The organism is Nocardiopsis kunsanensis DSM 44524 (genome assembly GCF_000340965.1).
Taxonomy (GTDB): Bacteria; Actinomycetota; Actinomycetes; order Streptosporangiales; family Streptosporangiaceae; genus Nocardiopsis; species Nocardiopsis kunsanensis.
This window is the reverse complement of sequence record NZ_ANAY01000019.1, coordinates 15,371-42,049: the sequence shown is the minus strand read 5'-3', so window position 1 is coordinate 42,049 and position 26,679 is coordinate 15,371. Positions and strand designations below refer to the sequence as shown.

Here is a 26,679-nt window from a genome sequence, read left to right as displayed (position 1 = left end):
GGGCGGCCGTCGAACCCCCGATCGTGTACCGGGACCGGGTAGCGGGGGTTTCCGGACAGTCGTGGTGGTGACAGCAGAGGCGTGCCGTCGCTGTTCCCGGGCCGTGGACGCGATAGGGTCGGCCGAAAATCGGCCGAGTCCGTAACCGTTGACGGACGGCCGAGGACGTGGGAGGGCCGGACGCCACCCCCAGGGCCCCACCCTCCACTTCAACCCTCGATCTGCCTACGGAGCCCCACCAATGCTGACCGGAGGAGAGGTCGCCGCGCTCGTCGCAGCGGTGGTCTGGGCGGTGTTGGCCACCTTCTTGTGCGTGGCCCTCGTCAAACTCATCAAACTCATCAACGCGACGACCAAGGTCGTCTCCGAGCTGGGGGACCGTACACCGCCGATCCTGGAGGACATGTCCTCCACCGTCGATCGGGCCAACACCTCCCTGGAGCGCGTGGAGGAGATCACCGCGAACATGCAGTCCTCCTCCGAGGACGTCTCCTCCATGACCGCGCTGACCCGCTCGGTCTTCACCGGACCACTGGTCAAGATCGCCTCGTTCAGTTACGCGGTCCGCCGCGTGATGGGCCAGCGCCGCACCCTCGCCCTGGTGCGCACCCGCAAACGCAAGGAGGCGAGCCGGTGATCCGCCGTCTGTTCTACCTCGCAGCAGGTGCCGCCGTGGGCGGTTACGTCGTCCACCGGGTCGAACGCGCGCGGCGTGCCCTGACTCCGGACGGGATCGCCCACCGGGTCGGGGGCCACGTGACCGAGTACAGGGGTGCCCTGCGTGAGCTCAACGAGGACCTGGCCGACGCCGTGCGCGACCAGGAGGAAGAGCTCATGCGCAGGTACGCGCCCCGTGACCGCGGCCGGACCCTCACCGAGGGCGAGGCCGCGGGCTGAAGGGTTCCCCGTGAGTGAACCGGTCGTGGCGGGTATATGTCCAGGTGGGTGCAGGTAAGCGCGGGGCACCCGTTTTGTAGGGTTGGCCCTGCTCCCTCGAGCACCATCCACGTATACACACGGAAGGCTGGGCGATGCAGCCGCACGATCCCTACAACAACCCGGGCCAGGGCGGATACCCGTCGGGCCCGAATCCCCCACAGGGGGGAGCCCATCCCTCGGGAGGATACCCGCCCCAGGGCTACGGCCGTCCCGGTGCTCACCCGCCCCAAGGGCAGCCCGGAATGCCTCCCGGTCCGCCGCCCATGGGCCCCGGCGCGACCCAGCCCGAGGGCAAGATGCCCGGCACCGTGATCACCGCTCGGGTGTTTCAGTTCATCGGCGGGATCACCGGCCTGCTCATGGGCGGTGTGATGCTGTTCGCGGCCTTGTACATCACCGGTGACGACCAGGCCCTCCGGGAGATGGACGCCGTCCTCGACCAGGACGCGGCCGTCCCCGGCGGTATCGGAACGAACGAGGTGCTCGGAGGCCTCGCCGTGGCCGGGGCGATCCCCTTCGTCTACGGGCTGATCTCCACCCTGTTGGCCTCGTTCATGGGGAAGCGCAGCGGGATCGTCCTCTGGGGCACCGTGATCTTCCAGATCCTGGCCGCGTTGATCCTGGTCGTCTCGCTCGTGTTCGCGATGAACGTCCTTGCGATCGTCCCTCTGCTGTTCACCGTCGGCATCATCATCCTGATGGTGGTGCCGGTCTCGCGGGCCTTCTACTCGCCCGCTCCGCAGGGTTTCGCTCCCGGCCCTCAGTACTGATCCGCGGGCGGTGCACACGGACCCGGATCCGTGTGCACCGCCCCGATCCCTCCCGTGGCCGGCGCGGAGCAGGACCGGCACGGTGTCCTCGTCCGCCCCCGCCCTACGGAAGAAGGACCACGGTTCCCGGCCCCTCCCCGGAACCGCAGATGCATCCCTGCAGCCGCCGATCCGGCGTGCTCACGCGGCTCCCGTCGGTGCCCGGCGGCGTTAGCCTTGGAACAACGAGGCCGCCGCCGTTGTCGTCAACAGGACGGGTTCCCGGCGGCCACCCGCAAAAAGCACACGCGTTGGTGCGGATACACAGGAGGGCATCAATGGAGACGGCTGAGATCGCGCGCCGCTTCCTCAATTTCTTCGAGAAGAACGGACACACCGTGGTGCCCTCGGCAAGCCTCGTCGCCGAAGACCCCACGCTGCTGCTGGTCCCGGCAGGCATGGTCCCGTTCAAGCCCTACTTCCTCGGCCAGCGCACGCCCCCGTGGGAGACCGCCACCAGCGTCCAGAAGTGCATCCGCACCATCGACATCGAGGAGGTCGGCAAGACCTCCCGGCACGCGACCTTCTTCCAGATGATGGGCAACTTCTCCTTCGGCGACTACTTCAAGGAGAAGGCCATCCCCCTCGCCTGGGAGCTGGTCACCAGCCCCGTGGAGGAGGGCGGTTTCGGCATCGACCCCGAGAAGCTGTGGGTCACCGTCTACCTCGACGACGACGAGGCCGCCGCCATCTGGCGCGACAAGGTGGGCGTGCGCCCCGAGCGCATCCAGCGCATGGGCATGGACGAGAACTACTGGGACATGGGTGTGCCCGGTCCCTGCGGCCCCTGCTCGGAGATCTTCTACGACCGCGGCCCGGAGTACGGCGTCGAGGGCGGCCCCGAGGCGGACGAGAACCGCTACGTCGAGATCTGGAACCTCGTCTTCATGCAGTACGAGCGGGGTGAGGGGACCGGCAAGGACTACCCGATCCTCGGTGACCTGCCGCAGCAGAACATCGACACCGGCCTGGGCCTGGAGCGCCTGGCGGCGGTCCTGCAGGGCGTCGACAACATCTACGAGACCGACATCATCGGCCGCGTCCTGCACCGGGCCGCGGAGCTGACCGGGACGCGCTACGGCGACGACCCCGAGCAGGATGTCATGCTCCGTGTGGTCGCCGACCACGTGCGCAGCGCCGTCATGCTCGTCGGCGACGGCGTCAAGCCCGGCAACGAGAAGGCCGGCTACGTGCTGCGCCGTCTCCTGCGCCGCTCCGTGCGCAACCTGCGCCTGCTCTCGGGAACCGACACCGCGTTCCTGCACGAGCTCACCGCCGTCAGCATCGACGCGATGAAGGACATCTACCCCGACCTGGCGGACAAGGCAGAGATCATCCACGGTGTGATCGACACCGAGGAGCAGAACTTCGCCAACACCCTGCGTGCGGGTACCGCCCTCTTCGGCCGCGCGGCCGAACGTACCAAGGAGTCCGGCGGCTCGGTCTTCTCCGGTGCGGACGCCTTCCAGCTCCACGACACCTACGGCTTCCCCATCGACCTCACCCTGGAGATGGCCCAGGAACAGGGCCTGTCGGTCGACGAGGGTGCCTTCCGCGATCTCATGGAGCGCCAGCGCCAGACCGCCAAGGCCGATGCCAAGGCCAAGAAGCTCGGCAACGCCGACCTCTCGTTGTACTCGCAGATGCACGAGAAGGCCGGTGACACCGACTTCCTCGGCTACAGCGACGCCGAGAGCGAGTCCCACATCAGGGGCCTGGTCGTGGACGGCGAGGGTGTGCCCGCCGCGCGTGCCGGCCAGAAGGTCGAGCTCGTGCTGGACCGCACCCCGTTCTACGCCGAGAGCGGCGGCCAGCTCGCCGACACGGGCACGCTCACCGTGGACGGGCGCGGCACCGTGGACGTCGAGGACGTGCAGAAGCCGGTGCCGGGCCTGTTCGTGCACCGCGGCACAGTGCGTTCGGGCGAGGTGGTCCTTGACGACACCGTGCACGCCTCGATCGACACCGGCCGCCGCCGTGCGATCGAGCGTTCGCACTCGGCCACCCACCTCATCCACTCCGCGCTGCGCAACTCGCTCGGCCCCTCGGCCGGCCAGGCCGGTTCGGAGAACCGCCCGGGCCAGCTGCGGTTCGACTTCACCGCCGATAGCCAGGTCGGGCCCGAGCGCCTGGCCGAGGTCGAGGAAGAGGTCAACTCCGTCCTGAGCGGCGACATCGAAGTACGCACTCAGGAGCGCGACCTCGACGAGGCGCTCAAGATGGGCGCGCTGGCCATGTTCGGTGAGAAGTACGGCGACCGTGTGCGCGTCGTGGAGATGAGCGACTACTCCGTCGAACTGTGCGGCGGCACCCACGTGGGCTCCACGGCCAAGCTCGGCATCGTCAAGCTGCTGGGGGAGTCCTCCATCGGCTCGGGTGTGCGCCGTGTGGAGGCCGCGGTCGGTGCGGACGCCTTCCAGCGGCTGTCCAAGGAGTCGGCGCTGGTGGGTCAGCTCTCCGAGCAGCTCAAGACCCCGCGTGAAGAGCTGCCCGAGCGCATCGACTCCATGGTCACGCGCCTGCGTGCGGCCGAGAAGGAGATCGAGAAGCTGCGTGCGGACCAGGTGCTGCAGGCGGCCGGAACCCTCGCGGCCGGTGCGCGCCGGCACGGCGACGCCAAGGTCGTGGCGGAGCGCGCGCCCGAGGGTGCCTCCGCGGACGACCTGCGCACCCTGGTCCTGGACGTGCGCGGGCGCCTGGGCGCGGAGGACCCGGTGGTCGTGGCGATGACCTCGGTGCCCAAGGACCGCCCGGTCGTGGTGGTCGCCACCAACGAGGCGGCGCGTACGGCGGGCGTCAAGGCCGGTGACCTCGTCGGGGTCGCGGCCCGTGCGCTCGGCGGCGGTGGCGGCGGTAAGCCCGACATCGCCCAGGGCGGCGGCAAGGACGCCGGCAAGGTCGACGAGGCGCTACGTGCGGTGGAGGCGGCCGTGGCCGCGTCCTGACCGCCGGAACCGACCATCGTCAGGGCGTCCGCGGAGGGTGTTCCGCGGACGCCCCGCTTCGTGCCCCACGGTCTTCTGCCCGGCCCGGCGGTACCGCGTCCCCGGCGTGGTGATGAGCGCGCGTGCTCGTGTTCGGTGGCATCCTGCCTTCCGTGCGCCAGGCCACACATGAGGAGCGGAACCGCACGTGAAGACGTTGATCCGGTTCGTGAACAGGGCCCAGGACCGCCCAGGATGCCCCGAGGTCCCACGGGGGTGGCCTACACTCGGACGGTACCCGCGCGCACGGGAGACCGCTCTCGCGCGGAATGACGAACCGTGTGCCCAGCCGGGACCTCCCATACGGCTCGTGCACGAGCGTGCTGCGTGCCGTGACGGAATCGGGCATACTGTTGCGCACCGCAGCCGAAGCCACGTCTGTCTGCGCGGTGACGCCCCCGAGTTAGTTGATGAACAGGACCACCGTGTTGAGGATTTCCCAACCGCGGTGCGGTGCCGCCGACGGCACTCACCGCCCGAGTACCGCACCCGGAGCAGGGGAGACGGCCTCTTGAGGCACGGTGCACGTTTGGCGATCGACCCCGGCAACGCCCGGATCGGGGTCGCTGCCAGTGACCCCAGCGGCATGCTCGCCAACCCCGTCGAGACGATCCCGCGTGGCCAGGGCGACAAACAGCGCATCGCCCGGTTGGTGGTGGAGCGTGAGGCACGTGAGGTCGTGGTGGGCTACCCTGCCTCGATGTCGGGTGAGGAAGGCCCCTCCGCGCGCTCCGCGAGGGAATTCGCGCAGGGCCTCGCCCACCTCCTCCACCCCGTCCCGGTCCGACTGGTCGACGAGCGACTGACGACCGTGACCGCTCAGGGGCAGCTCCTCTCCGGGGCTTCCTTCGGCAAGAAGGGCGCCAAGGGGGGACGCGCGCGCCGGTCGGTGATCGACCAGGCCGCGGCGACGGTCCTCCTGCAGAGCGCCTTGGACCAGGAACGGTCCACCGGCCTGCCCCCGGGCGAGATCGTTCGCTCCAGCCAAGGAGAATGATGACCGACAGGGATGATTACCCCAACGATCCCTATCGTGGACATGCCGCGCGCGGTCATGACCACGACCCGCTCAGCGACCCGTTGCCCGCGCACCCCCCGCCGCGGGGCCGCCGGGCGCGCAGGGAGCCCGAGGAGTGGCCGCAGCAGCCGGAGGCGTTCCAGGAACACCAGGAACCGCGCCGCGGACGCCGACACCGTCCCGAGAACCCCGGACCGGGTGGTGAACCCCCGCGCCGCAGCGGTGCCGCCGACGCCCTCCGCGGCGGACGCGCGGCACGTACCGGTGGGGAACGCCCCGAGAACCAGGCCCCTGCCCAGGACGCCTTGGCGGCGCTGGCGGGGCTCGGCAGCGACCCGTCCTCCCCCCAGGCCCCCAGTACCGACGGTTCCTCGAGCGGAGCCTCACCGTGGAACGGTGCCCCCGCCGAACAAGCCCCCGCCGAGGCGGACGGGCCCCGGCCCCGCCGCGGACGCCGGCATCGTGCCGAGACCTCGGAATCCGGCCCCCAGGACGTGGAGGAACAGCCCTCCGGCCGTCGCTCGCGCCGCCGTGCCCGGCGCGATCAGAACTCCGAGGGCGGTTTCCTCTCCGAAGTGCCCGACGAGACCGAGGCATTCGACAGCGGCAACTTCCCGGGTGTGCACACTTCCGCCGATTCCGGGGTCTTCCCCCGCGTGGAGGAGGAAGGCGAGGACGAGGCACCCCGGCGTCCCCGCAGCCGTCGCCGTCGACGGGCCGAGGACAGTGGTGCGATGCCCGCTCCGGACCCCGGGGACAGCGGTGCCCACGACGCCGAGGCCCTGCACTCGGGGGCCTTTGCGGCCGCCGGTACCGAACCGGGACCCGAGCCGGAGGAGGAGGCCCGGCCCCGCGGTCGCTCCCGGCGCGCCCGCCGCGCGGCCGAACAGGAGGCCGGGACAGCTCGGGCGGCAGAGCCGGAGCAGGAGGACGGGACCGAGGAGGCACCCCGTTCCCGCCGTCGGGGCCGGGGTCGGCGTCGTTCCCGCCGCAAGGTGACGCCGGTCGAACCGGAACCGGCCGCGGAGACCACCGGGTCCGAGGAAGAGGAACCAGAGGAGGACGAGGACTACGAGCCCGGCCTGGCCGACATCGCCGAGGCCTACGGCGGCAGCCGCAAGAGCCGCCGCAAACTCAAGGAGGCCCAGCGCCGGGCCCAGAACAAGGGCAAGAAGACCAAGGGCGGCAAGCGGGGCAGGGGCCGGATGGGCCTGGTGGCCGTGGCCCTGGTGCTGGTGATCGCCGGCGGTGGTTTCGGTGTGGCGCGCCTCTACGTCTTCCCCGCCGATCACGAGGGCGAGGGGGCGGGAGAAGTCACCTTCGTCATCGAGGAGGGCGACAGCGGCGCAACCGTCGCGGAGAACCTCGCCGACGCGAACGTGGTCGCGAGCAAGCGTGCTTTCACCAACGCCCTGAGCGCCGCGGCCGACCAGAACCTCACCCCCGGCACCTACCGCCTGGCCGAGGAGATGAGTGCTGAGCACGCCCTCGATGCCCTGTTCGACTCGGAGAACCGCCTCGGGGGCCGGGTGAGCATCCGGGAGGGGCTGCGTGCCGAACGCATCATGGCCTCGATCGCCGAACAGACCGCCCTCAGCGAGTCGGAGCTGCAGGCGGCCTACGGACAGACGGAGGAACTCAACCTCCCCGATTACGCCACGGAGGGGCCCGAGGGTTACCTCTTCCCCTCGACCTACCGCTTCGAACCCGGCACCGAGGCGCTGTCCGTACTCAAGACCATGGTCACGCAGTACCGCCAGACCGCCGAAGAGATCGACATCGAGGGCCGCGCCGCAGAGATCGGCTACGACCCCAACGAGGTCATGGCCATCGCCTCGATCGTGCAGGCCGAGAGCGGCAACGCCGAGGACATGCCCAAGATCTCCCGTGTGGTGCACAACCGTCTCGACATCGACATGCCGTTGCAGATGGACAGCACCTGCTTCTACGCCATCGACGCCTACGGCATCGCGCTCGACAGCGACCAGCTCGCCGAGTGCGAGGCCGACACCAGCGGGTTCGACACCTACTACAGCACCGGCCTGATCCCGGGCCCGTTCGTGGCGCCGGGGGAGGACGCGATCGAGGCCGCCCTGGACCCGGACGAGGGCGACTGGCTCTACTTCGTGGCCACCGACCCGGAGAACGGCGTGACCGAGTTCACCGAGAGCCACGAGGAGTTCGAGGAGCTCAAGGCGAGGTTCCAGGAGAACTGGGAAGGTGAGGAGTAGATGCGCGCCGCCGTCCTCGGCTCCCCGGTGGACCATTCCCTCTCACCCGTCCTGCACGGGGCCGCCCATCGCTCCATGGGCCTGGACGGGTGGACCTACGGGCTCCACGAATGCGCGGAGGACGGGCTCGCCCCGTTCCTGCGCGGCCTCGGTGCGGACTGGGCCGGACTGTCGCTGACCATGCCGCTCAAGCGCAGGGCCATGGAGCTGGCCGACCGGGTCTCGCCCACGGCCCGGGCCGTGGGCGGGGCCAACACCCTGGTGCGCTCCGGCGACGGTTCCTGGGATGCCCACAACACCGACGTCGAGGGCATCACCACCGCCCTGACCGAGGCAGGCATCAAGGCCCCGAGCCGCTGCCTGGTACTCGGCGGGGGAGCCACCGCGGCCTCCGCGCTCGCCGCCCTGCGGGAGCTGGACGTAGGCGGGCCCGTCACCCTCCTGGCCCGGGACGTCGGGCGCACCGGAGAGGTCTCCGAGGCGGCCCGGAGGCTCGGCCTCGCTCTGGAGGTGGCCCCCTTGGAAACACTGGAGGAGCGCCTCGACACCGACCTGGTCGTGTCCACGCTGCCCTCGGGGGCGGCCGACCGCCACCGCGAAGCGCTGGCCGCTTCCCGCACCGACCTGTTCGACGTGGTCTACGCCCCCTGGCCCACGGAAGCCGCACGCGCGGTCGCAGGACGAGGGGGCCGTGTGGTCGGGGGCTTCCCGATGCTGCTGCACCAGGCCGCAGCCCAGGTGCGGCTGATGACCGGGCGTACCGACGTCCCGGTCGAGGCCATGCGCGCGGCGGGGGAGGCCGAACTGGAGCGCCGTGGGCGTGAGCCGCGGAACTGAGTGTCCCGTGCGCTCCCGGCGCCTGGTATATTGGTGGACAACGACTTGGTCCGGAGCGTGCCGAACGCCCCGGACTCGCAAGCGGAGGTGTTCCTCCCACCCGCCGGGTGCCGCCCGAGTGGGTCCGGTCCGCCGATACAGGACCGACGTCGTACGCACCACCGGTGGACCAGTGGTGCTACCCCGTCGGGCTGCGGCGGAATATCCGGTCGGTACACCCCGCTTGCATTCGCCGGCGGGGTTTTCGCGTTTCACGGGGACCCCGACCCGGTCGACCGGAACACCCGCGGGTGGCCGTGCGGCCGAGCGGACCGCCCACCGGGCGGCCGGTCCCAGGTAATCCGAGAAAGCTAGGGAGGGGTCCCATCAGCGCCGAGCCCCGCATCAATGACCGTATCCGGGTTCCCGAGGTCCGACTCGTCGGGCCCAACGGTGAGCAGGTCGGAATCGTCTCGGTCCAGGACGCTCTGCGCCTGGCCCAGGAGTCCGACCTCGACCTCGTCGAGGTCGCACCGACCGCCCGTCCTCCGGTCGCCAAGCTGATGGACTACGGCAAGTTCAAGTACGAGTCCGCGGTCAAGGCACGCGAGTCGCGCAAGAACCAGTCGAACACGATCATCAAGGAGATCAAGCTCCGTCCGAAGATCGACCCGAACGACTACGAGACCAAGAAGGGTCACGTCGTCCGGTTCCTCAAGGGCGGGGACAAGGTCAAGGTGACGATCATGTTCCGTGGTCGCGAGCAGTCCCGGCCCGAGCTGGGCCGTCGGCTGCTGGCACGCCTCGCGGAGGACGTCCAGGATCTCGGCCAGGTCGAATCCCAGCCGAAGCAGGACGGCCGCAACATGGTCATGGTGATCGGCCCGCACAAGCGGCGTTCCGAGCACAAGGCCGAGGCCCGCGCGGCTGCTGCGGAGGAGAAGTCCCGCCGCGAGCAGCGCGACAAGGCCTAGCGGCGACAGGGCTGGTCCTCCACCGCCCGGCCGGCGCCCAGGCGGACGACCGGGTGGTGGGAAGGGCTGTACGCCCAGCGGTCCAGATGCGCGACGCGGCGCCCTCACGGGCCCGCCGTAGCAGCGGAAGAAGAGCGTGACCCGCGCCGAGTGGGGCACGCGCCGACGGAGTAGGAGACGACGGCGACATGCCGAAGAACAAGTCCCACAGTGGAGCCAAGGACCGTTTCCGGGTCACCGGCTCCGGCAAGATCATGCGCCGCCGTGCCAACAAGAACCACATCCTCGAGCACAAGACCTCCAAGCGTAAGCGTCGTCTCTCCGACGAGGTCGTGCTCGCCCCCGCGGACGAGAAGAAGATCTCGAAGCTCCTCGGCAGGTAAGACCGGCTGATACAGCCGAGCCGACGAGTCTGTCGTCCGCCGGCGGTGAAGCGCAGACGCTGTGCCGCCGCCCCCGGGGACACCCCACACTTGAAGCGAACACGGCCGCCGGGGCTCGACCCGGGCCGGTCGGCGCGCCGTGCGCGCCGGAAGAGACTATGAGGGAGTCACAGTGGCACGCGTGAAGCGGGCTCTCAACGCCAAGAAGAAGCGCAAGGTCATCCTCGACCGTGCGAGCGGTTATCGCGGTCAGCGTTCGCGCCTGTACCGCAAGGCCAAGGAGCAGATGCTCCACTCGATGACCTACTCCTACCGGGACCGCAAGGACCGGAAGGGGCAGTTCCGTCGCCTGTGGATCCAGCGCATCAACGCTGCTTCCCGCGCTCACGGGATGACCTACAACCGCCTCATCCAGGGCCTGAAGCTGGCCGGGATCGAGGTCGACCGCCGCATGCTGGCCGAGCTGGCCGTCAACGACGAGGCCGCGTTCGCCGCGCTCGTCGAGAAGGCCAAGCAGGCCCTGCCGGCTCAGGCCGCAGCCTAACGGGACGGTAGCGCCTTGGCGAGTCACGAGTTCACGAGTATCCGGTCACCCAGGATCAAGGGGGTTCGGCGGCTCGCCAAGCGCACCTTCCGACAACGTGAGCGGCGTTTCCTCGTGGAGGGGCCGCAGGCGGTGCGCGAGGCCCTGGCGGTCGGAGGACGCCGGGGCGGGGGCGTGGTGGAACTCTTCGCCACGGCCGAGGCCATGCACCGCCATGTGGAACTGGTGGACGCCGCCCACGGGGCGGGACTGCCGGTGCACAGGGTCAGCCTCGAGGTCATGTCAGAGCTGGCCCAGACCGTCAGCCCGCAGGGCATCATCGCCGTCTGCGAGTTCGTCGACGTCCCTCTGGAGAGCGTCGGCGACCTCCGGTTGGCGGTCGTCCTCTCTCACGTCCGGGACCCGGGCAACGCCGGGACGGTCCTGCGTACCGCGGATGCGGCCGGAGCGGACGTGGTCGTCTTCACCGATGCTTCCGTCGACCCCTACAACGGCAAGTGCGTGCGCGCTTCCGCCGGGAGTCTCTTCCACCTCCCCGTGGTGGTGGGTGTCCCGGTCGACGAGGCCGTCGCGGCGCTGCGCCGTTGTGATGCCCGTGTGCTGGCCGCTGACGGCAGCGGTAACGAGGACCTGCACGAGGTCGCCGACGCCGGTGGCCTCGACGGTCCGGTCGGCTGGGTCTTCGGCAACGAGGCCTGGGGGCTGCCCAAGGACGTCGTGTCCTTGACGGACGGTGCGGTCAGTGTCCCGATCTACGGCGGGGCCGAAAGCCTGAATCTGGCCACGGCCGCGGCGGTGTGCCTTTACACGACCGCACGACAGCAGCGCCGGTCCTGATCCTTTCCCGAACCCGTGTGTATCGGTCCAGCTGGGCCCGGGTCCGGCTACGTACGGTAGTTGGTTCCGGGGCTCGGGCGATGGCTGTTCCGGGGTTCCGGAATCCTTTGCACCCATGGTCCGATGACCCGATCCATCCGAAATGCACGTGCACCATTGCTCCGGGCCGATAGGGTCTGACCCGGATCGCGGTGGTTCAGGTGTAGGAGCCGCGGACCCGGGACCCGTTACCCGTGTCGCGGGTAGAACGGTGCACCCGAGCCGTCGGACGGGCAGGCCCGACGACAACGCGTGAGTGTCGGACAGGGACTCCCGGTGGCCCGGGTGCGCGGAGCGCCGTGGGCCCCTATACGCTCGATCCCCGCCACGTGCGGCCGACCGGGGAGGTCAGGCGTACCGTTCGGGGGTGCGGGGTAGACCGCCTGCGGAGTTCTCGCGGGTACGACAACGAGCCGGTCGACGGTTCGCGGCCCGGGTGCTGTGATCGTGGACCTTCGAGGGAGCGGGGAGAGGCGTGGGCAGCGGCCGGAAGGCGGACCAGCCGACGGGGGACCTGGACGGCGCGCACACATACCCGTCCAACGGGATGGTGCCGGGGGCCGAGAGGGCCGGGGGCGCCGACTCCGGTCTCTGTGCTGACGACCTGCCCGACGGCCTCGTGGTGGCCGACGCCCGCGGCCGGGTCATCCTCTTCAACAGCCTGGCCGCCCAACTCACCGGGATCCCCGCCGAGACCGCCCTGGGCAGCGATTTCCGTTCCGCCCTGCCGTTCGTGGGCCCCGACGGACACGACTGGTGGGAGGCCAGCAACCCCTACGGCGGTGCCCGTGACCGGGTCCGCCAGGCCGAGCGTTCCCTCTCCCTGCCCGATGAACGCGAGGTCCTGGTCGCCGCCCGCTACGTGCGCGCACGCCCCGAGGGCGAACTCATCCGCCTCGTGGTCACACTGCGCGACGCCGCCACCCGGGCCGAACGCAGCAGGGCCGACCTGGTCTCCGAGGTCGCCCACGAACTGCGTTCACCGCTCACCAGCGTCAAAGGTTTCACCTCGACCCTGCTCACCAAGTGGGAGCGTCTGACCGACAAACAGAAGTTCTTCATGCTGGAGACGGTCAACGCCGATGCCGACCGCGTCACCCGCCTCATCCACGACCTCCTCGACGTCTCCCGTATCGAGTCCGGCCGCCTCGAGGTGCGCCGCCAGGTCGTCGACCTGCACGAGGCCGTCCAGCGCGTGGTCGCGGGCCGTGTCTTCTCCGGGGAGGACGAAACACGCTTCGACGTCCGTGTCCACGGCGAGATCCCGCAGATGTGGCTCGACCCGGACAAACTCGAGCAGATCCTGACCAATCTCGTGGAAAACGGGGTACGGCACGGCGCTGGTACTGTCAGTGTGGTGATCGAGCCGTGTGAAGGAGGAGCAGCGGTGTCGGTGCGCGACGAAGGCCAGGGCATTGCGCCCGAGACCATTCCGCGCGTCTTCCGCCAGTTCTGGCGCAGCAAGCGTCGGAGCGGCACCGGCCTCGGGCTCTTCATCGTGAAGGGTCTGGTGGAGGCCCACGGCGGAACGATCACCGTCGGACGCGCCCCCGGTGGCGGCGCCGAGTTCCGATTTACCGTGCCCGCCGGGGCGCCCGAGTTCGCCTGACCAGATCAGGCACTCCAGCACCCCCGGTGGGCGCAACGGCCGGCCCCGGTGTCCCGAACTCCGGCTCTCCCGTGGTCTGCCCGAAATCCGTCTGTGCTTCCTGTCGGCTTCGTCCGCTCCGAGCGGACCGTGACTGCCGTGAGCCCCGACCCCTGGGTCGGGGTCAGCGGCGAGGCAACCCATCATGTCTGCACCCAACAATTCCTACGACCCGGTCGAGGTGACACCCCTGCACCCCGACGAGGTCGCCCGTATGCGCGAGGAAGCGCTGTCGGCCATCGAGGCCGCCGGTGACCTCGACGAACTCAAGGAGGTCCGGCTCGCCCATGCCTCGGACCGTTCCCCGTTGGCTCTGGCCAACCGGGAGATCGGTGCACTGCCGCCGACCGCCAAGGCCGACGCCGGCAAGCGTGTGGGCGGGGCCCGCCGCGACGTCGGCCAGGCCCTCAAGGCCCGCCAGGCCGTACTGGAGGCCGAGCGCGACGAGCGGGTCCTCGTGGAGGAGCGCGTCGACGTCACCCTGCCCTGGGACCGTGAACTGCGCGGCGCGCGCCACCCGCTGACCACTGTCGCCGAGCGCATGACCGACGTCTTCGTCGGCATGGGTTTCGAGGTCGCCGAGGGCCCCGAGGTCGAGGCCGAGTGGTTCAACTTCGACGCCCTCAACTTCGAGCCGGACCATCCCGCCCGCACGATGCAGGACACCTTCTTCGTGGAGAGCGAGGACAGCGGTGACTCGGGCATGGTCCTGCGCACCCACACCTCCCCGGTCCAGGTGCGCGCCCTGCTCGGGCGCGAACTGCCGGTCTACGTGGTCGCCCCGGGCAAGACCTTCCGTACCGACGAGCTCGACGCCACGCACACCCCGGTCTTCCACCAGCTCGAGGGCCTGGTCGTGGACCGGGGCATCACCCTGGCCCACCTGCGCGGTGCCATCGACTCCTTCGTCGGAGCCGTCTTCGGCGAGGGGCTGCGCACGCGGTTCCGCGCGTCCTACTTCCCCTTCACCGAGCCCTCGGCCGAGGTGGACATGGAGTGCTTCGTGTGCCGCGGCGACTCCGTGGGCGACCCCGACGCCTCCTGCCGCACCTGCTCCAGCGAGGGCTGGATCGAGATCGGCGGCTGCGGCGTGGTCAACCCGCGGGTGCTGACGGCCGCCGGGGTCGACCCCGAGGTCTACAGCGGCTGGGCCTTCGGCCTGGGTATCGAACGGACACTGATGTTCGCGCACGGGGTGCGCGACATGCGCGACATGGTCGAGGGCGACATCCGCTTCTCCTCGGCGTTCGGGAGTGAGATCTGATGCGTGTTCCCATGACCTGGCTGCGGGAGTACGTCGACCTGCCCGCCGACGTCACCGCTCGCGACCTCGCCGGCCGTCTGACCCTGGCCGGCTTGGAGGTCGAGACCGTCGACACCCTCGGCGCCGACCTGAAGGGCCCGCTCGTTCTCGGTCGTGTCCTGGAGATCGAGGAGCTCACCGGTTTCAAGAAGCCGATCCGTTTCTGCCGCGTCGACGTCGGCGAGGCCAACGGCACCGGCGAGCCCCAGGAGATCGTCTGCGGCGCACGCAACTTCTCCGAGGGCGACCTGATCGTGGCCGTCCTGCCCGGCGCGGTCCTGCCCGGCGGTTTCGAGATCGGCGCCCGCAAGACCTACGGCCGGATGTCGGCCGGCATGATCTGCTCGGCCACCGAACTGGGCCTGTGGGAGGACCACTCCGGCATCGTCGTGCTGCCGGAGGGCTTCGGCGAGCCGGGCCGGGACGCCATCGCTCTCCTGGGCCTGCGTGAGGACGTGCTCGACATCGCCGTCACCCCCGACCGCGGGTACGCGCTGTCGATGCGGGGTGTGGCCCGCGACACCGCCACGCTCTACGGGGTCGACCTGCACGACCCCGCCGAGATCGCCGTCGCCGAGCCCGCGGGGGAGGGACACCCCGCAGTGATCGCCGACCCGGCTCTGGCCGATCGGCTCGTCCTGCGCGGGGTCACCGGGTTCGACCCCGAGGCACCCACCCCGTTGTGGATGAAGCGCCGCCTGCACCAGAGCGGTGTGCGCCCCGTCTCCCTGGCCGTGGACGTGACCAACTACGTCATGCTCGAACTCGGCCAGCCGTTGCACGCCTGGGACCGGGAGCGCCTCCGGGGCACCGTCACCGTGCGTGCAGCCGAGACGGGGGAGAAGCTGGAGACCCTGGACCACGTGCGCCGCTCCCTCGACCCGGACGACATCGTCATCGCCGACGAGGCCGGCGCGCAGGCGATCGCCGGTGTCATGGGCGGGCTCGACACCGAGATCGGGCTGAGCTCCACCGACGTGCTGGTCGAGTCCGCCCACTTCGACCAGATGCACATCGCTCGGGCCTCCCGCCGCCACCAGCTGTCCTCGGAGGCCTCGCGGCGTTTCGAGCGCGGTGTCGACTCGGCCGTGCAGCTCGCCGCCGCCACCCGCGCCGTCGAACTCCTCGCCGAACTGGGCGGTGCGAGTGTCGAGAGCGCCTACACCCACGTCACACGGCCGGCACCGGCCCGCACCATCACGATGCGTGCCTCCCACCCGGGCTCGGTGGCCGGGGTCGACTACCCCGAGGGCACGGCCGAGAAGCACCTGCGGGCCCTCGGCTGCACGGTGGAAGGTGAGGGCGCCACCCTCACGGTCACCCCGCCCACGTGGCGGCCCGACCTCGAGGACCCCAACGACCTCGCCGAGGAGGTCATCCGGTTCGAGGGCTACGAGAACATCCCGGCGGTGCGCCTGAGCGGGCCCGGCCGCGGCCTGAGCGACAGCCAGCGCCTGCGCCGTGCCTTCGGGCGTACACTCGCCGACACCGGACACACCGAAGTTCTCAGTTACCCGTTCGTGGGCGAGCGCGACCTGGACGGCCTCCAGCTCGGTGCGGACGACCCCCGCCGTGACAGCGTGCGCCTGGCCAACCCGCTCAACGACGAGGAACCGCTGCTGCGCACGACGTTGTTGCCGGGGCTGTTCAAGAACCTGGCCCGCAACGTCAGCCGCGGGTTCCACGACGTGGCGCTGTTCGAGACGGGCCTGGTCTACCTGCCCAGCCACGGCGGTGACGCACCGATCCTGTCGGTGGAGCGAGGTCCGGACACCGAGGAGATCGCGCGTGTGGACGCCGCTCTGCCGCGCCAGCCCCGCCGCACCGGTGTGGTCCTGGCCGGCCGAGCCGAGCGCGGTGGCTGGTGGGGCCCGGGGCGCGAGGCCACCTGGGCCGACGCGATCCAGGCCGCCCGTGACCTGGCCCGTGCCGCCGGTGTCGGACTGGAGGTCGAGGCCGCCGAGTACGCACCGTGGCACCCCGGCCGCTGCGCCGCGCTGTACGTGCGTGTGCACGGCGAGCGTGTGCTGGCCGGCCACGCGGGGGAACTGCACCCGCGCGCGATCCAGGCCTTCGGCCTGCCCGCCCGCACCGCGGCCGCCGAGATCGACCTGGACGTGATCGAGAACGCCCGTACCCCGGTGCGGGCTCCGGAGGTCTCCACCTACCCGGTCGCCACTCAGGACGTGGCGCTGGTCGTGGACGAAAGTGTCCCGGTCGGTGTGCTCAGCGATGCCCTGGCCGAGGGCGCCGGTGATCTGCTGGAGGGCGTGCGCCTGTTCGACGTCTACACGGGTGACCAGGTCGGCGAGGGCTACAAGTCCGTCGCTTTCGCGCTGCGCTTCCGTGCCTCCGACCGCACTCTGACCGCGGAGGAGGCCGGGGCCGCACGCGATGCCGCTGTCGCCGCGGCCACCGAGCGCACCGGGGCGGTTCTGCGCGGCTGAGGCCGCCGGTGCATCGACACAGGGCGGGACGGGTCCTACCCGAGGAGGATGACCCGTCCCGCTCTTGTGTGTTGAATCGGTTCCGGAGCCCCTGCGTACCCCTGCCATGGGACGAAACGCTCGATGGAAGCCCCCCTGGAACAAAAAATTTTCGCGGCTGTTTTTCCTGCGTAGGGCGGGTTTTGGGGAGAAGAGGCGGGGGTAGCTCGCATGATCTTCGAGTTTCGGGGCATGACGCTTCGTTTTGCCTCTTGCCGTGAGGCGCTCATCACGTTTAGCCTGCAAGTACCTGCCACAACCGGGCGTCCGGGTGTAGGTCGGATTCAACCTGGGTTCATCCACTGCGCTCTGCGCAAGTCACGGCTCGGAGGTCGCCATATGACCGAAACGGTTGTCTCATCCGCACTCGCTCCCAAAGATCACCGGGAGCCCAGTCGTCTCTGGCACACGTTCTGCGATATGAACACCGTGGCCAAGGGGCCGGAGTTCGTGGTGTCCCGCGCAGAGGGCGTGTGGCTGTGGGACGATTCCGGTGACCGGTTCCTGGACGGTACGTCGAGCCTCTGGTACTGCAACGTGGGACACGGCCGTACCGAGATCGCGGACGCCGTCCACCGCCAGATGAGCACGCTGGACGCGTACACCGTCTACAACGACTTCGCCAACGTCCCCGCGATCGAGCTCAGCGAGCGCCTCGCCGCGCACGCGCCCGTGGTCGACCCCCGTGTGATCCTCACCTCCGGGGGAGGGGAGTCCATCGACACCGCGGCCAAACTGGCCCGCCGTTACTGGTACGCCCTGGGGCGTGGGGACAAGACCCACCTCATCAGCCGTACCGCCGGTTACCACGGCCTCAACGGCTTCGGTACCAGCATGATCGGGATGAACCGGTTCCGTACCGGCTTCGGGGAGATGGTCCGTGACACCTCCGTGGTTCCCCACGACTCGGCCGCCGCGGTCGAGGAGGAGATCCTGCGGGTCGGTCCGGAGAACGTGGCCGCGTTCTTCGCCGAGCCGGTCATCGGCGCCGGCGGTGTGTACGCGCCCGAGCGCGACTACTTCACCGAGGTGGCCCGCATCTGCCACCAGTACGACGTCCTGTTCGTCGTCGACAGTGTCATCTGCGGGTTCGCGCGTCTGGGCAACTGGTTCGGGATCGAGCGCTTCGGCGTCAGCCCGGACATGATCGTCTTCGCCAAGGGTGTCTCCAGCGGGTACCTGCCCCTGGGCGGCGTCGTGGTCAACGGCCGGGTGGCCGACCCCTTCTGGAACCAGGAGGGCAATCCGTTCGTGCACGGCACCACCTATGCGGGGCACCCGACCTGTTGCGCGGCGGCGATGGCCAACCTCGACATCCTCGAGCGGGAGGACCTCTTCACCGTCTCGTTGGAGGTCGAGCGCCACCTCGACAGCGCTCTGCGGGGGTTGGAGTCCCACCCGCTGGTCGGGGAGGTGCGTTCGGGCGTCGGTGTGATGGGCGCGGTGGAACTCACCGAGGAGGCCCTGACCGAGCGCGGTGTCACCACGGCGGAGGTCTTCGCCGAGGCCCGTGCCCGCGGGGTCGTCGTCCGTCCGATCCCCGATGCGCTCCTGGTCTCCCCGCCGCTGATCATCACCTGGGAGCAGATCGACCATCTCGCCTCGACGCTGTACGGGGCGTTGGACGCGGTGACCGCTCGCCATTGAAAGGGTCCCGACGGCCACACCGTTGCCGGTGGCCCCTCGTGATCGGTTGAGGCCGGTTGCGGTGGGCCACCGGCTTGTTCTGTGTGCTCTCGGCTCACGCGGACCCTCTGTTCTTCTCTCCTTCATGTAGTAATATTTTCTAGGAAGATACTTCTTATGCGCGGGGCGTGGGTGCCTCGCGGGAGCGAAGAGGACGGGTATGGGCGCAGACGTGAGCGACGACGACCTCATCACCGCCTGGGGGCTGGTGCATGAGGCGATGAACTCGATACAGCCGAAACTGCTGGGTGGTATCACCCCTGACGGCAAGGACATGTCCGGTCCCTGGTTCGAGGTCCTCATCCGGCTCCAGCGCACCCCTGAGCACCGCCTTCCCATGAGTCGTTTGGCGCGGGAGGTCAGTCTGAGTACCGGAGGGTTCACCAAACTGGCCGACCGGCTCGAGCGTGAGGGGTACCTGGTGCGGGAGAACTGTGCCCACGACCGCCGTGTCGTCTACGCCTCCCTCACCGAGGGAGGGGTCGACTTCGTCGACGAGGTCAGGGCCAAGCACGTCCGGCGTCTGCGCGAACACGTGCTCGAGCCCCTGGGGGAGGACGGGGTTCGACAACTCACCACAATCGCACGTACGCTCCGTGACAGCTCGCATGCGTAATGTTTTCGGATTCTGCTCCGAGGTCCGCTCGGTCCGGTTGACGAAAGTCTGGATCCACCCGAATCATCAGAAAACGCGCGGCAACTCGCTGTTCGCATGTAAATTGGCGTGAGGTTCGGGGGAGCCACGCGGGGTGGCTGTGAGTACAGAGGTTCCGGGGGAAAGATGCGACTCTTCACTGCTGCCGCACAGATGAGGCCGATCCCTCGGTCCCCACGTTTTGTCAACGGCGCCGTCTCCTTCTGGTACCGCGAGCTCGGCCGGCCCCGGCGCCGTGCACCGCTCGGGGGCGACGCCGATTACGACGTCTGTGTCGTGGGCGCCGGGTACACGGGGCTGTGGACCGCCTACTACCTCAAGAAGGAGCAGCCCGACCTCCGGGTGGCCGTCCTCGACCGTCACTTCGCGGGGTTCGGTGCCTCGGGCCGCAACGGCGGATGGCTGTCGGCGGAGTTCCCCGGCCCGCGCGAGCGCTACGCACGCTCCCACGGCAAGGCTGCGATGATCGCCTTCCAACGCGCGCTGATGCGTACCGTGGAGGAGGTCGTGCGGGTGGCCGGGGACGAGGGCATCGACGCCGACGTCCATCAGGGCGGCATGCGCCTGGTGGCCACCAACACGGCCCAGCGCGAACGGCTCGCCCGCGACATCGCGCACCTGCAGGAGTGGGGCTACTGGCCCGACGACCTGCACATGGTCGACCCCGACCAGGACCAGGGCGTTGCCGTGGACGGGATCACCGCGGCCGCCTACTCGCCCCACGCGGCACGCATCCAGCCGGCCAAGCTCGCGCGCGGTCTGGCCGACACCGTCGAAGCGCTGGGTGTGGACCTGTACGAGAGCACGACCGTCACCGAGATCCGCCCGCGGCGCGGTGCGGCCCGCCCGGCCGCCGTCACCGAGCTCGGCACGGTCCACGCCGACCACGTGATCCGCGCGACCGAGGGCTACACCGCCACGATGCGCGGTCTGCGCCGCGACTGGCTGCCCATGCACGCGTCGATGATCGCGACCGAACCCGTGCCGGCCGAGCTGTGGGAGCGCATCGGTTGGCAGGGCCGCGAGGTCCTCGGTGACAGCGCCCACACCTACGTCTACGCCCAGCGCACGGCCGACGACCGGATCGCCGTCGGCGGGCGGGGCGTGCCCCACCGTTTCGGCTCCGAGCCCGATGCCGAGGGCGCCACCCCGCCGCACACCATCGCCGAACTGTGGCGTTCCCTGGTCCGGTTGCTGCCCGACGTCGCCGAGGTCCCCATCGAACACGCCTGGTCCGGGGTGCTCGGTGCGCCCCGTGACTGGCTGCCCACGGTCGACCTGGACACCGGGACCGGGCTCGGATGGGCCGGCGGTTACGTCGGCAGCGGGGTGGCCACCAGCAATCTGGCCGGACGCACCCTGCGTGATCTGCTCCTGGGCCGGGAGACCGAGCTGACCCGTCTGCCGTGGGTGGGGCGCCGGGTCCGCGGCTGGGAGCCCGAGCCTCTGCGCTGGGTCGGCACGCGGGTCACCAACGGGCTCTACCGCACCGCTGACCGGCGCGAGTCCGGTTCTGCCGGACACACCTCGCGCTTGGCGGGACTGGCGGGCCGGATCTCCGGGCGCTGACCGGGCCGGCCCGGCGGGTGCATGGCTACACGCTCCCAGTGGGGAGATGACGCTCACATCGCGCGCTGAGCACCTCAGAGTCCTTGCATAAATTTACAGCCGAATGCATGATGGTTCAGTCAGGAGCGATTGGGGAGACCATCATGGGATACACGGCGGCCATCGCCGGAGCCAGCGGCTACGCCGGGGGCGAGCTGCTGCGTCTGCTGCTCGACCACCCCGAGATCGAGGTCGGTGCCGTCACGGCGGGAGGCAATGCCGGGACCCCGCTGATCGAGCACCAGCCGCACCTGCGACCCCTGGCCGACCGGATCCTGGCCCCCACCACGGTCGAGGAGCTGCGTGGCCACGACGTCGTCTACCTCGCCCTCCCGCACGGGCAGTCCGCGGAGATCGCCGAACAGCTCGGCGACGACGTGCTCGTGGTCGACTGCGGTGCCGACTTCCGGCTCACCGACGCCGCCACCTGGGAACGTTTCTACGGTACGCCGCACGCCGGCACCTGGCCGTACGGCCTTCCCGAACTCCCGGGACAGCGCGAGCGCCTGACCGAGGCCCACCGCATCGCCGTTCCCGGGTGCCACGTCACCGTCGCGACCCTGGGACTCTTCCCCGGGCTGGCCGAACAGCTCGTGGAACCCGACCTGACCGTCGTCGCGGTCACCGGCACCTCCGGAGCGGGCAAGGCACCCAAGCCCCACCTGGTCGGCAGCGAGGTCATGGGCGCCCTCAGCCCCTACGGGGTCGGCGGCAAGCACCGCCACAACCCCGAGATCATCCAGAACCTGACCGCTGTGGCGGGCCAGAGCGTGTCCCTGTCCTTCACACCCGTCCTGGCCCCCCTACCGCGCGGCATCCTCTCCACCTGTACCGCGCCCCTGGCCCCCGGCGTCACCGCCGACCAGGTCCGTGCCGCCTACGAGGCCACCTACGCCGACGAACCCTTCGTCGACGTGCTGCCCGAGGGCACCTGGCCCAACACCGCCATGACCCTGGCCGCCAACACCACCGCGGTCCAGGTCACCGTCGACCCCGACGCCGGCCGTATGGTCGCCGTCGCCGCTCTGGACAACCTCACCAAGGGCACCGCCGGCGGCGCCCTGCAGAGCACCAACCTCGCCCTCGGCCTGCCCGAGGCCACCGGCCTTCCGCGTACCGCAGTGGCCCCGTGACCCAGAAAGGCTCCACCGTGAGTGTCACCGCACCGCGCGGCTTCCGCGCCGCGGGCGTGGCCACCGGTACCGGGCCCACAGAGGCGCGGGACCTGGCCGTGGTCGTCAACGACGGGCCCTCCCGGGCAGCGGGTGCCGTCTTCACCACCGCCGACGGCCCCGCCGCACCGGTCCTGTGGTCGCGCCAGGTCGTCAGCGGCGGCCGTGTGCGCGCCGTGGTCGTCGACACCGGCGCCACCGACCCCGCCACCGGACCCGCCGGGTTCCAGCACGTGCACGCCCTGGCCGAACACACCGCCGAAGCCCTGTCCGACTCGGCCGCCGAGATCGTCGTCTGCGCCGCCGGGGCCCCAGGGGTGCGCTCCGACGACCATGCCCTGCGCCGGTCCGTGGCCGAGGCCGTGTCCCGATCCGCACGGTCGGGCGGCCTGTCCGCCGCCGACGCCGTACGCACCGCCGACAGCGTGGCCAAGTTCGCCTTCCAACGCGGCGAGGGCGTGACCGCCGGCGGCATGGCCAAGGGCCCCGACGCCGCCCTGAGCACCGCCCTGTGCGTGCTCACCACCGACGCCGAACTCACACCCGCCCAGTGCGGTGCCCTGGCCGAGACCGTGGCTGCACGCACTCTCGCCCCGCTCACCGGCCCCGACGACACCGTCGTGCTCCTGGCCAGCGGGGCCTCCGAGACCACGGTCGACGAGCAGGCCGTCGCCGCGCTGCTGACGAAGGTGTGCGAGGACCTCGCCGCCCAGATCGCCGCGGACACCACCACCGAGGACGAACAGGCCCACACATGATCGCGCGCCCTTCACAACCCGGAGAGTCGGACGAACAGGCGGAGGCCCGGGACAAGGCCGCCAACCTCATCGAGGCGCTGCCCTGGCTCTCGCGTTTCCACGGCCGCACCGTCGTGGTCAAGTACGGCGGCAACGCCATGATCAACGAGGAATTGCGCGTCCGTTTCGCCGAGTCCATCGTCTTCCTGTACTACGCCGGGCTGCGCCCGGTGGTCGTGCACGGCGGCGGGCCGCAGATCAACGCCATGCTCGACCGCGTCGGTGTGGAGTCCGCCTTCACCGCCGGGCTGAGGGTGACCACCGACGAGGCCATGGACGTGGTCCGTATGGTCCTGACCGGCCAGGTCAACCGCGAGATCGTCGGCCTGGTCAACCAGCACGGCCCCTTCGCCGTCGGCGTCTCCGGTGAGGACGCCAACATCGTGCAGGCCGAGCGCAAACAGGTCGAGGTCGACGGCGAACCCACCGACATCGGCCGCGTCGGTGAGATCTGCGACGTCACACCCGGCCCCGTCTCGGCGCTCATCGGCGACGGACGCATCCCGGTGATCTCCAGCGTCGCCCGGGCCGACGACGGCGGTGTCTACAACGTCAACGCCGACACCGCCGCCTCCGCGCTCGCCGTCGCCCTGGGGGCCAGCAAGCTCATCATGCTCACCGACGTCGAGGGACTGTTCGCCGACTACCCGGACAACACCGAGCTCATCAGCCGCCTCGACGCGGACGAGCTGCGCGCGCTCCTGCCCTCCCTGTCCTCGGGCATGCTCCCGAAGATGGAGGCCTGCCTGCGGGCGGTGGAGGGCGGCGTGCCCCAGGCCCACATCATCGACGGCCGTGTCCCGCACTCCCTGCTCCTGGAGGTCTTCACCGACCAGGGCGTGGGCACGATGGTCGCCGACGCCGAGCTCGAGGCCGCCCTGCTCTCCGGGAACGGACACCTGCCTCGGACCCAGCGGCACCAACAGACCGACCAGACCAGCGGAGAAGCACAGTGACCACCAGCAGCGACCTGCGTGAGCGTTTCACGGACGCGCTCATGCCGAACTACGGCCGGCTCCAGATCGCCCTCGGCCTCGGACGGGGTTGCGAGGTCTACGACACGGACGGCCGCCAGTACCTCGACCTCATCGCCGGGATCGCAGTCTCCGCACTCGGGCACGGCCACCCCGCCCTGGTCAAGGCCGTCGCCCACCAGTCGGCCACACTCGCCCACACCAGCAACCTCTTCATCAACGAGCGCGAGGTCGAGCTCGCGGAACGCCTCGTCTCCCTCGTGGGAGGGCACGCCAAGGTCTTCTTCGCCAACTCCGGGACCGAGGCCAACGAGGCCGCCCTCAAGCTGGTCAAGCGTGCCGCCTCCCCCGGCCGCCACTACTTCGTGGCCGCCGCCCACGGGTTCCACGGCCGCAGCTCGGGCGCTCTGGCCCTGACCGGTAAGGACGCCATCCGCGAACCCTTCGGCCCCTACGGGATGGACGTGCGGTTCGTCCCGTACGGTGACCTGGAGGCCCTGCGCGGGGCCGTCGACGAGCACTGCGTCGCCGTCTTCACCGAACCCCTGCAGGGCGAGGCCGGCGTCGTGCCCCCGCCGGAGGGCTACCTCTCCGGGGTCCGCGAGATCTGCGACGCCACCGGCGCCGCCTTCGTCCTCGACGAGATCCAGAGCGGTATCGGCCGCACCGGCCACTGGTTCGCCCACCAGGCCGAGGACGTGCGCCCCGACGTGGTCACTCTCGCCAAGGGACTGGGCGGCGGACTGCCCATCGGGGCCTGCATCGGCCTGGGCCGGTTCGCCGACGCCTTCCACAAGGGCGACCACGGCTCCACCTTCGGGGGCAACCCCGTGGCCTGCGCGGCTGCCCTGGCTGTCCTCGATACCCTTGAACAGGAGGGGCTGCTCGCCCACACCACCGTCATGGGTGACCTGCTGGCCGAGCAGATCGATGCGCTGGACCACCCGCTGCTCTCCGGACAGCGGGGCGTGGGCCTGTGGCGCGCCCTCACGCTCACCGAACCGCACGCGGCCCATGTACAGGAGCAGGCAGCAGTGCGCGGCTTCCTGGTCAACGCCGTCGCGCCCGACGCGATCAGGATCGCCCCGCCGCTCGTCATCACACCCGAGCAGATCGGGGTCTTCATCGAGGCCCTGCCGACCATCCTCGACGCCGCAGAGGCCGCAGCCACCAAGGAGACGCCTTGACCCGCCATTTCTTGCGCGACGACGACCTCAGCCCCAGTGAACAGGCCCGGGTGCTGGACATCGCCGACGACATGAAGGCCGACCGCTTCGGGTACCGTCCGCTGGCCGGTCCCCGCACCGTCGCGCTCCTGTTCGACAAGCCCTCCACCCGCACACGCCTGTCCTTCTCCGTGGGCGTGTCCGACATGGGCGGCAGTCCGCTCGTCCTGGACTCGGACACCACCCAGATGGGTCGCGGTGAGCCGCTCGCCGACACCGCCCGGGTCCTGGAACGCCAGGTCGCCGCCATCATCTGGCGTACCTACGAGCAGAAGGACCTGGAAGAGCTGGCCTCGCTCGTGAGGGTCCCGGTCGTCAACTCGCTCACCGACAGCTTCCACCCCTGCCAGGTCCTGGCCGACCTGCAGACCGTCCGGGAGCACAAGGGCGAGCTCGCCGGCCGTACGCTCGCCTACCTCGGCGACGGCGCCAACAACATGGCCCACTCCTACCTGCTCGGCGGTGCGACCGCGGGCCTGCACGTGCGCATCGGAGCACCGGAGGGACACCACCCCGACGGGCAGGTGCTCGCCCGTGCCGAGGAGATCGCCGAAGGGACCGGAGGGTCGGTCACCGTCACCACCGACCCGCGCGCGGCCGCCGAGGGCGCCGACGCCGTGGCCACCGACACCTGGGTCTCGATGGGTCAGGAGGGGGAGGCCGCCGACCGCGACGGACCCTTCCGGCCCTACATCGTCGACAGCGCTCTGATGGAGGCCGCCGACCCCGGGGCGATCGTGCTGCACTGCCTGCCGGCCTACCGCGGCAAGGAGATCAGTGCCGAGGTCCTCGACGGGCCCCGGAGCGCGGTCTGGGACGAGGCCGAGAACCGGCGCCACGCCCAGAAGGCCCTGCTGGCCTACCTGCTCCACGTCGCGGACACACCCGAGGACGAGCCCGTGGACCGACAGTGACCGGAACGGAGCCCGGCGGGGGCACCCCCATGACCAAGGCCGCCCGCCACGCACGGATCACCGATGTCCTCCAGAGCGCGGACATCCGTTCCCAGGGCGAGCTGGCCAGGCGTCTGAGGGAGGCAGGGGTTCAGGTCACCCAGGCCACCCTCTCCCGCGACCTGGACGAACTCGGTGCGGTCAAACTCCGCACCGCCGACGGGTACCTGGCCTACGTCATGCCCGGGGAAGGGGGCGAGCGTCTGCAGCGCACCCGCCCCGACACCCTCGACCTGGGTCAGGTGTCCGGCGCGCGGCTCACCCGCCTGGCCGAGGACCTGCTGGTCTCGGCCGAGGCCTCCGCCAACATGGTCATCGTCCGTACCCCGCCCGGCGCGGCCCAGTACCTGGCCTCGGCCATCGACCACACCGACTTCCACGCCGTCCTGGGCACCATCGCCGGCGACGACACCATCCTCGTCATCTCCCGCGACCCCCAGGGCGGTGACGACGTCGCGGCCGCCCTGCTGCGCCTGGCCGACCGAAGACCCTGACCGGCCGCGTCCCCGAACCGGCGGCCCAGGGCCTCCCGACCCTGCCGTACGTCCGCCACGCGTGCGGGCCGGGAGGACCGGCCGGTACCGCACGCCCGCGGCG

Annotated in this window: 23 protein-coding genes; all 23 read left to right on the top strand. The window is 70.4% G+C overall.

Features of this window, described 5'->3' with window-relative positions:
- Positions 1–241 precede the first annotated feature (241 nt).
- The 23 genes from D456_RS0113790 to D456_RS0113680 all read left to right on the top strand — a co-directional run bounded on the left by D456_RS0113790 (position 242) and on the right by D456_RS0113680 (position 26,576).
- Positions 242–637: a DUF948 domain-containing protein gene (locus D456_RS0113790; RefSeq protein WP_017576770.1), complete on the top strand. Its 396-nt coding sequence runs from the start codon at positions 242–244 to the stop codon at positions 635–637.
- Positions 634–897 (top strand): hypothetical protein, encoded by a 264-nt coding sequence (locus D456_RS0113785; RefSeq protein WP_017576769.1) that lies wholly within the window; start codon positions 634–636, stop codon positions 895–897. Before D456_RS0113790 ends, D456_RS0113785 begins: the two co-directional genes overlap by 4 nt.
- 284 nt (positions 898–1,181) lie before the next feature.
- A complete protein-coding gene (locus D456_RS0113780; protein WP_230480231.1) occupies positions 1,182–1,709 on the top strand; it encodes a hypothetical protein in 528 nt (175 codons plus the stop codon).
- A gap of 317 nt (positions 1,710–2,026) precedes the next feature.
- Positions 2,027–4,693, top strand: a complete 2,667-nt coding sequence (gene alaS, locus D456_RS0113775; protein ID WP_017576767.1) for an alanine--tRNA ligase — start codon at positions 2,027–2,029, stop codon at positions 4,691–4,693.
- Positions 4,694–5,243: 550 nt separating this feature from the next.
- Complete coding sequence (gene ruvX, locus D456_RS0113770; RefSeq protein WP_026115858.1) at positions 5,244–5,729, top strand: Holliday junction resolvase RuvX; 486 nt, start codon at positions 5,244–5,246, stop codon at positions 5,727–5,729.
- On the top strand, positions 5,729–7,981 hold the full coding sequence (mltG, locus tag D456_RS0113765) for an endolytic transglycosylase MltG (protein WP_017576765.1): 2,253 nt from the start codon (positions 5,729–5,731) through the stop codon (positions 7,979–7,981). The genes ruvX and mltG overlap by 1 nt, the downstream gene beginning before the upstream one ends.
- Positions 7,982–8,818 carry a shikimate dehydrogenase gene (locus tag D456_RS0113760; RefSeq protein WP_017576764.1) on the top strand — a complete coding sequence of 279 codons (837 nt, stop codon included), beginning with the start codon at positions 7,982–7,984 and terminating at the stop codon, positions 8,816–8,818.
- A 290-nt stretch (positions 8,819–9,108) separates the two neighbouring features.
- On the top strand, positions 9,109–9,771 hold the full coding sequence (infC, locus tag D456_RS0113755; RefSeq protein ID WP_017576763.1) for a translation initiation factor IF-3: 663 nt from the start codon (positions 9,109–9,111) through the stop codon (positions 9,769–9,771).
- 188 nt (positions 9,772–9,959) lie between these two features.
- Positions 9,960–10,154, top strand: coding sequence for a 50S ribosomal protein L35 (rpmI, locus tag D456_RS0113750; protein ID WP_017576762.1), 195 nt, complete (start codon positions 9,960–9,962; stop codon positions 10,152–10,154).
- 172 nt (positions 10,155–10,326) lie between these two features.
- Positions 10,327–10,698 carry a 50S ribosomal protein L20 gene (gene rplT, locus D456_RS0113745; protein ID WP_017576761.1) on the top strand — a complete coding sequence of 124 codons (372 nt, stop codon included), beginning with the start codon at positions 10,327–10,329 and terminating at the stop codon, positions 10,696–10,698.
- A gap of 15 nt (positions 10,699–10,713) precedes the next feature.
- On the top strand, positions 10,714–11,535 hold the full coding sequence (locus tag D456_RS0113740) for a TrmH family RNA methyltransferase (RefSeq protein ID WP_017576760.1): 822 nt from the start codon (positions 10,714–10,716) through the stop codon (positions 11,533–11,535).
- Positions 11,536–12,049: 514 nt separating this feature from the next.
- Entirely contained in the window at positions 12,050–13,183 is a 1,134-nt protein-coding gene (locus tag D456_RS0113735) for a sensor histidine kinase (RefSeq protein WP_017576759.1), read from the top strand.
- A gap of 184 nt (positions 13,184–13,367) precedes the next feature.
- Positions 13,368–14,486 carry a phenylalanine--tRNA ligase subunit alpha gene (gene pheS, locus D456_RS0113730; protein ID WP_017576758.1) on the top strand — a complete coding sequence of 373 codons (1,119 nt, stop codon included), beginning with the start codon at positions 13,368–13,370 and terminating at the stop codon, positions 14,484–14,486.
- The gene (pheT, locus tag D456_RS0113725; RefSeq protein ID WP_017576757.1) at positions 14,486–16,972 is read left to right on the top strand and encodes a phenylalanine--tRNA ligase subunit beta; all 2,487 of its coding nucleotides are present in this window, start codon (positions 14,486–14,488) and stop codon (positions 16,970–16,972) included. The genes pheS and pheT overlap by 1 nt, the downstream gene beginning before the upstream one ends.
- A 459-nt stretch (positions 16,973–17,431) precedes the next feature.
- Positions 17,432–18,658: an aminotransferase family protein gene (locus tag D456_RS0113720; protein WP_017576756.1), complete on the top strand. Its 1,227-nt coding sequence runs from the start codon at positions 17,432–17,434 to the stop codon at positions 18,656–18,658.
- Positions 18,659–18,857: 199 nt separating this feature from the next.
- The gene (locus tag D456_RS0113715; protein ID WP_017576755.1) at positions 18,858–19,313 is read left to right on the top strand and encodes a MarR family winged helix-turn-helix transcriptional regulator; all 456 of its coding nucleotides are present in this window, start codon (positions 18,858–18,860) and stop codon (positions 19,311–19,313) included.
- A gap of 192 nt (positions 19,314–19,505) precedes the next feature.
- Complete coding sequence (locus D456_RS0113710; RefSeq protein WP_017576754.1) at positions 19,506–20,921, top strand: NAD(P)/FAD-dependent oxidoreductase; 1,416 nt, start codon at positions 19,506–19,508, stop codon at positions 20,919–20,921.
- A 143-nt stretch (positions 20,922–21,064) separates the two neighbouring features.
- Complete coding sequence (argC, locus tag D456_RS0113705) at positions 21,065–22,093, top strand: N-acetyl-gamma-glutamyl-phosphate reductase (protein ID WP_017576753.1); 1,029 nt, start codon at positions 21,065–21,067, stop codon at positions 22,091–22,093.
- 17 nt (positions 22,094–22,110) lie between these two features.
- Positions 22,111–22,890, top strand: a complete 780-nt coding sequence (locus tag D456_RS0113700; protein WP_026115856.1) for a bifunctional ornithine acetyltransferase/N-acetylglutamate synthase — start codon at positions 22,111–22,113, stop codon at positions 22,888–22,890.
- Positions 22,887–23,885: an acetylglutamate kinase gene (argB, locus tag D456_RS0113695; RefSeq protein WP_017576751.1), complete on the top strand. Its 999-nt coding sequence runs from the start codon at positions 22,887–22,889 to the stop codon at positions 23,883–23,885. Before D456_RS0113700 ends, argB begins: the two co-directional genes overlap by 4 nt.
- Positions 23,882–25,090 carry an acetylornithine transaminase gene (locus tag D456_RS0113690; protein ID WP_017576750.1) on the top strand — a complete coding sequence of 403 codons (1,209 nt, stop codon included), beginning with the start codon at positions 23,882–23,884 and terminating at the stop codon, positions 25,088–25,090. Before argB ends, D456_RS0113690 begins: the two co-directional genes overlap by 4 nt.
- Complete coding sequence (gene argF, locus D456_RS0113685) at positions 25,087–26,043, top strand: ornithine carbamoyltransferase (protein WP_017576749.1); 957 nt, start codon at positions 25,087–25,089, stop codon at positions 26,041–26,043. Before D456_RS0113690 ends, argF begins: the two co-directional genes overlap by 4 nt.
- Before the next feature lie 29 nt (positions 26,044–26,072).
- On the top strand, positions 26,073–26,576 hold the full coding sequence (locus tag D456_RS0113680; protein WP_040699311.1) for an arginine repressor: 504 nt from the start codon (positions 26,073–26,075) through the stop codon (positions 26,574–26,576).
- Positions 26,577–26,679 lie beyond the last annotated feature (103 nt).

Bases quoted from the DNA above. Each gene is read 5' to 3' on its own strand.
- argB (WP_017576751.1), top strand. From the start codon at position 22,887: ATGATCGCGCGCCCTTCACAACCCGGAGAGTCGGACGAACAGGCGGAG.
- D456_RS0113760 (WP_017576764.1), top strand. From the start codon at position 7,982: ATGCGCGCCGCCGTCCTCGGCTCCCCGGTGGACCATTCCCTCTCACCC.
- D456_RS0113790 (WP_017576770.1), top strand. From the start codon at position 242: ATGCTGACCGGAGGAGAGGTCGCCGCGCTCGTCGCAGCGGTGGTCTGG.
- D456_RS0113680 (WP_040699311.1), top strand. From the start codon at position 26,073: ATGACCAAGGCCGCCCGCCACGCACGGATCACCGATGTCCTCCAGAGC.
- argC (WP_017576753.1), top strand. From the start codon at position 21,065: ATGGGATACACGGCGGCCATCGCCGGAGCCAGCGGCTACGCCGGGGGC.
- pheS (WP_017576758.1), top strand. From the start codon at position 13,368: ATGTCTGCACCCAACAATTCCTACGACCCGGTCGAGGTGACACCCCTG.
- rpmI (WP_017576762.1), top strand. From the start codon at position 9,960: ATGCCGAAGAACAAGTCCCACAGTGGAGCCAAGGACCGTTTCCGGGTC.
- D456_RS0113780 (WP_230480231.1), top strand. From the start codon at position 1,182: ATGCCTCCCGGTCCGCCGCCCATGGGCCCCGGCGCGACCCAGCCCGAG.
- D456_RS0113715 (WP_017576755.1), top strand. From the start codon at position 18,858: ATGGGCGCAGACGTGAGCGACGACGACCTCATCACCGCCTGGGGGCTG.
- alaS (WP_017576767.1), top strand. From the start codon at position 2,027: ATGGAGACGGCTGAGATCGCGCGCCGCTTCCTCAATTTCTTCGAGAAG.
- mltG (WP_017576765.1), top strand. From the start codon at position 5,729: ATGACCGACAGGGATGATTACCCCAACGATCCCTATCGTGGACATGCC.
- D456_RS0113720 (WP_017576756.1), top strand. From the start codon at position 17,432: ATGAACACCGTGGCCAAGGGGCCGGAGTTCGTGGTGTCCCGCGCAGAG.
- D456_RS0113710 (WP_017576754.1), top strand. From the start codon at position 19,506: ATGAGGCCGATCCCTCGGTCCCCACGTTTTGTCAACGGCGCCGTCTCC.
- pheT (WP_017576757.1), top strand. From the start codon at position 14,486: ATGCGTGTTCCCATGACCTGGCTGCGGGAGTACGTCGACCTGCCCGCC.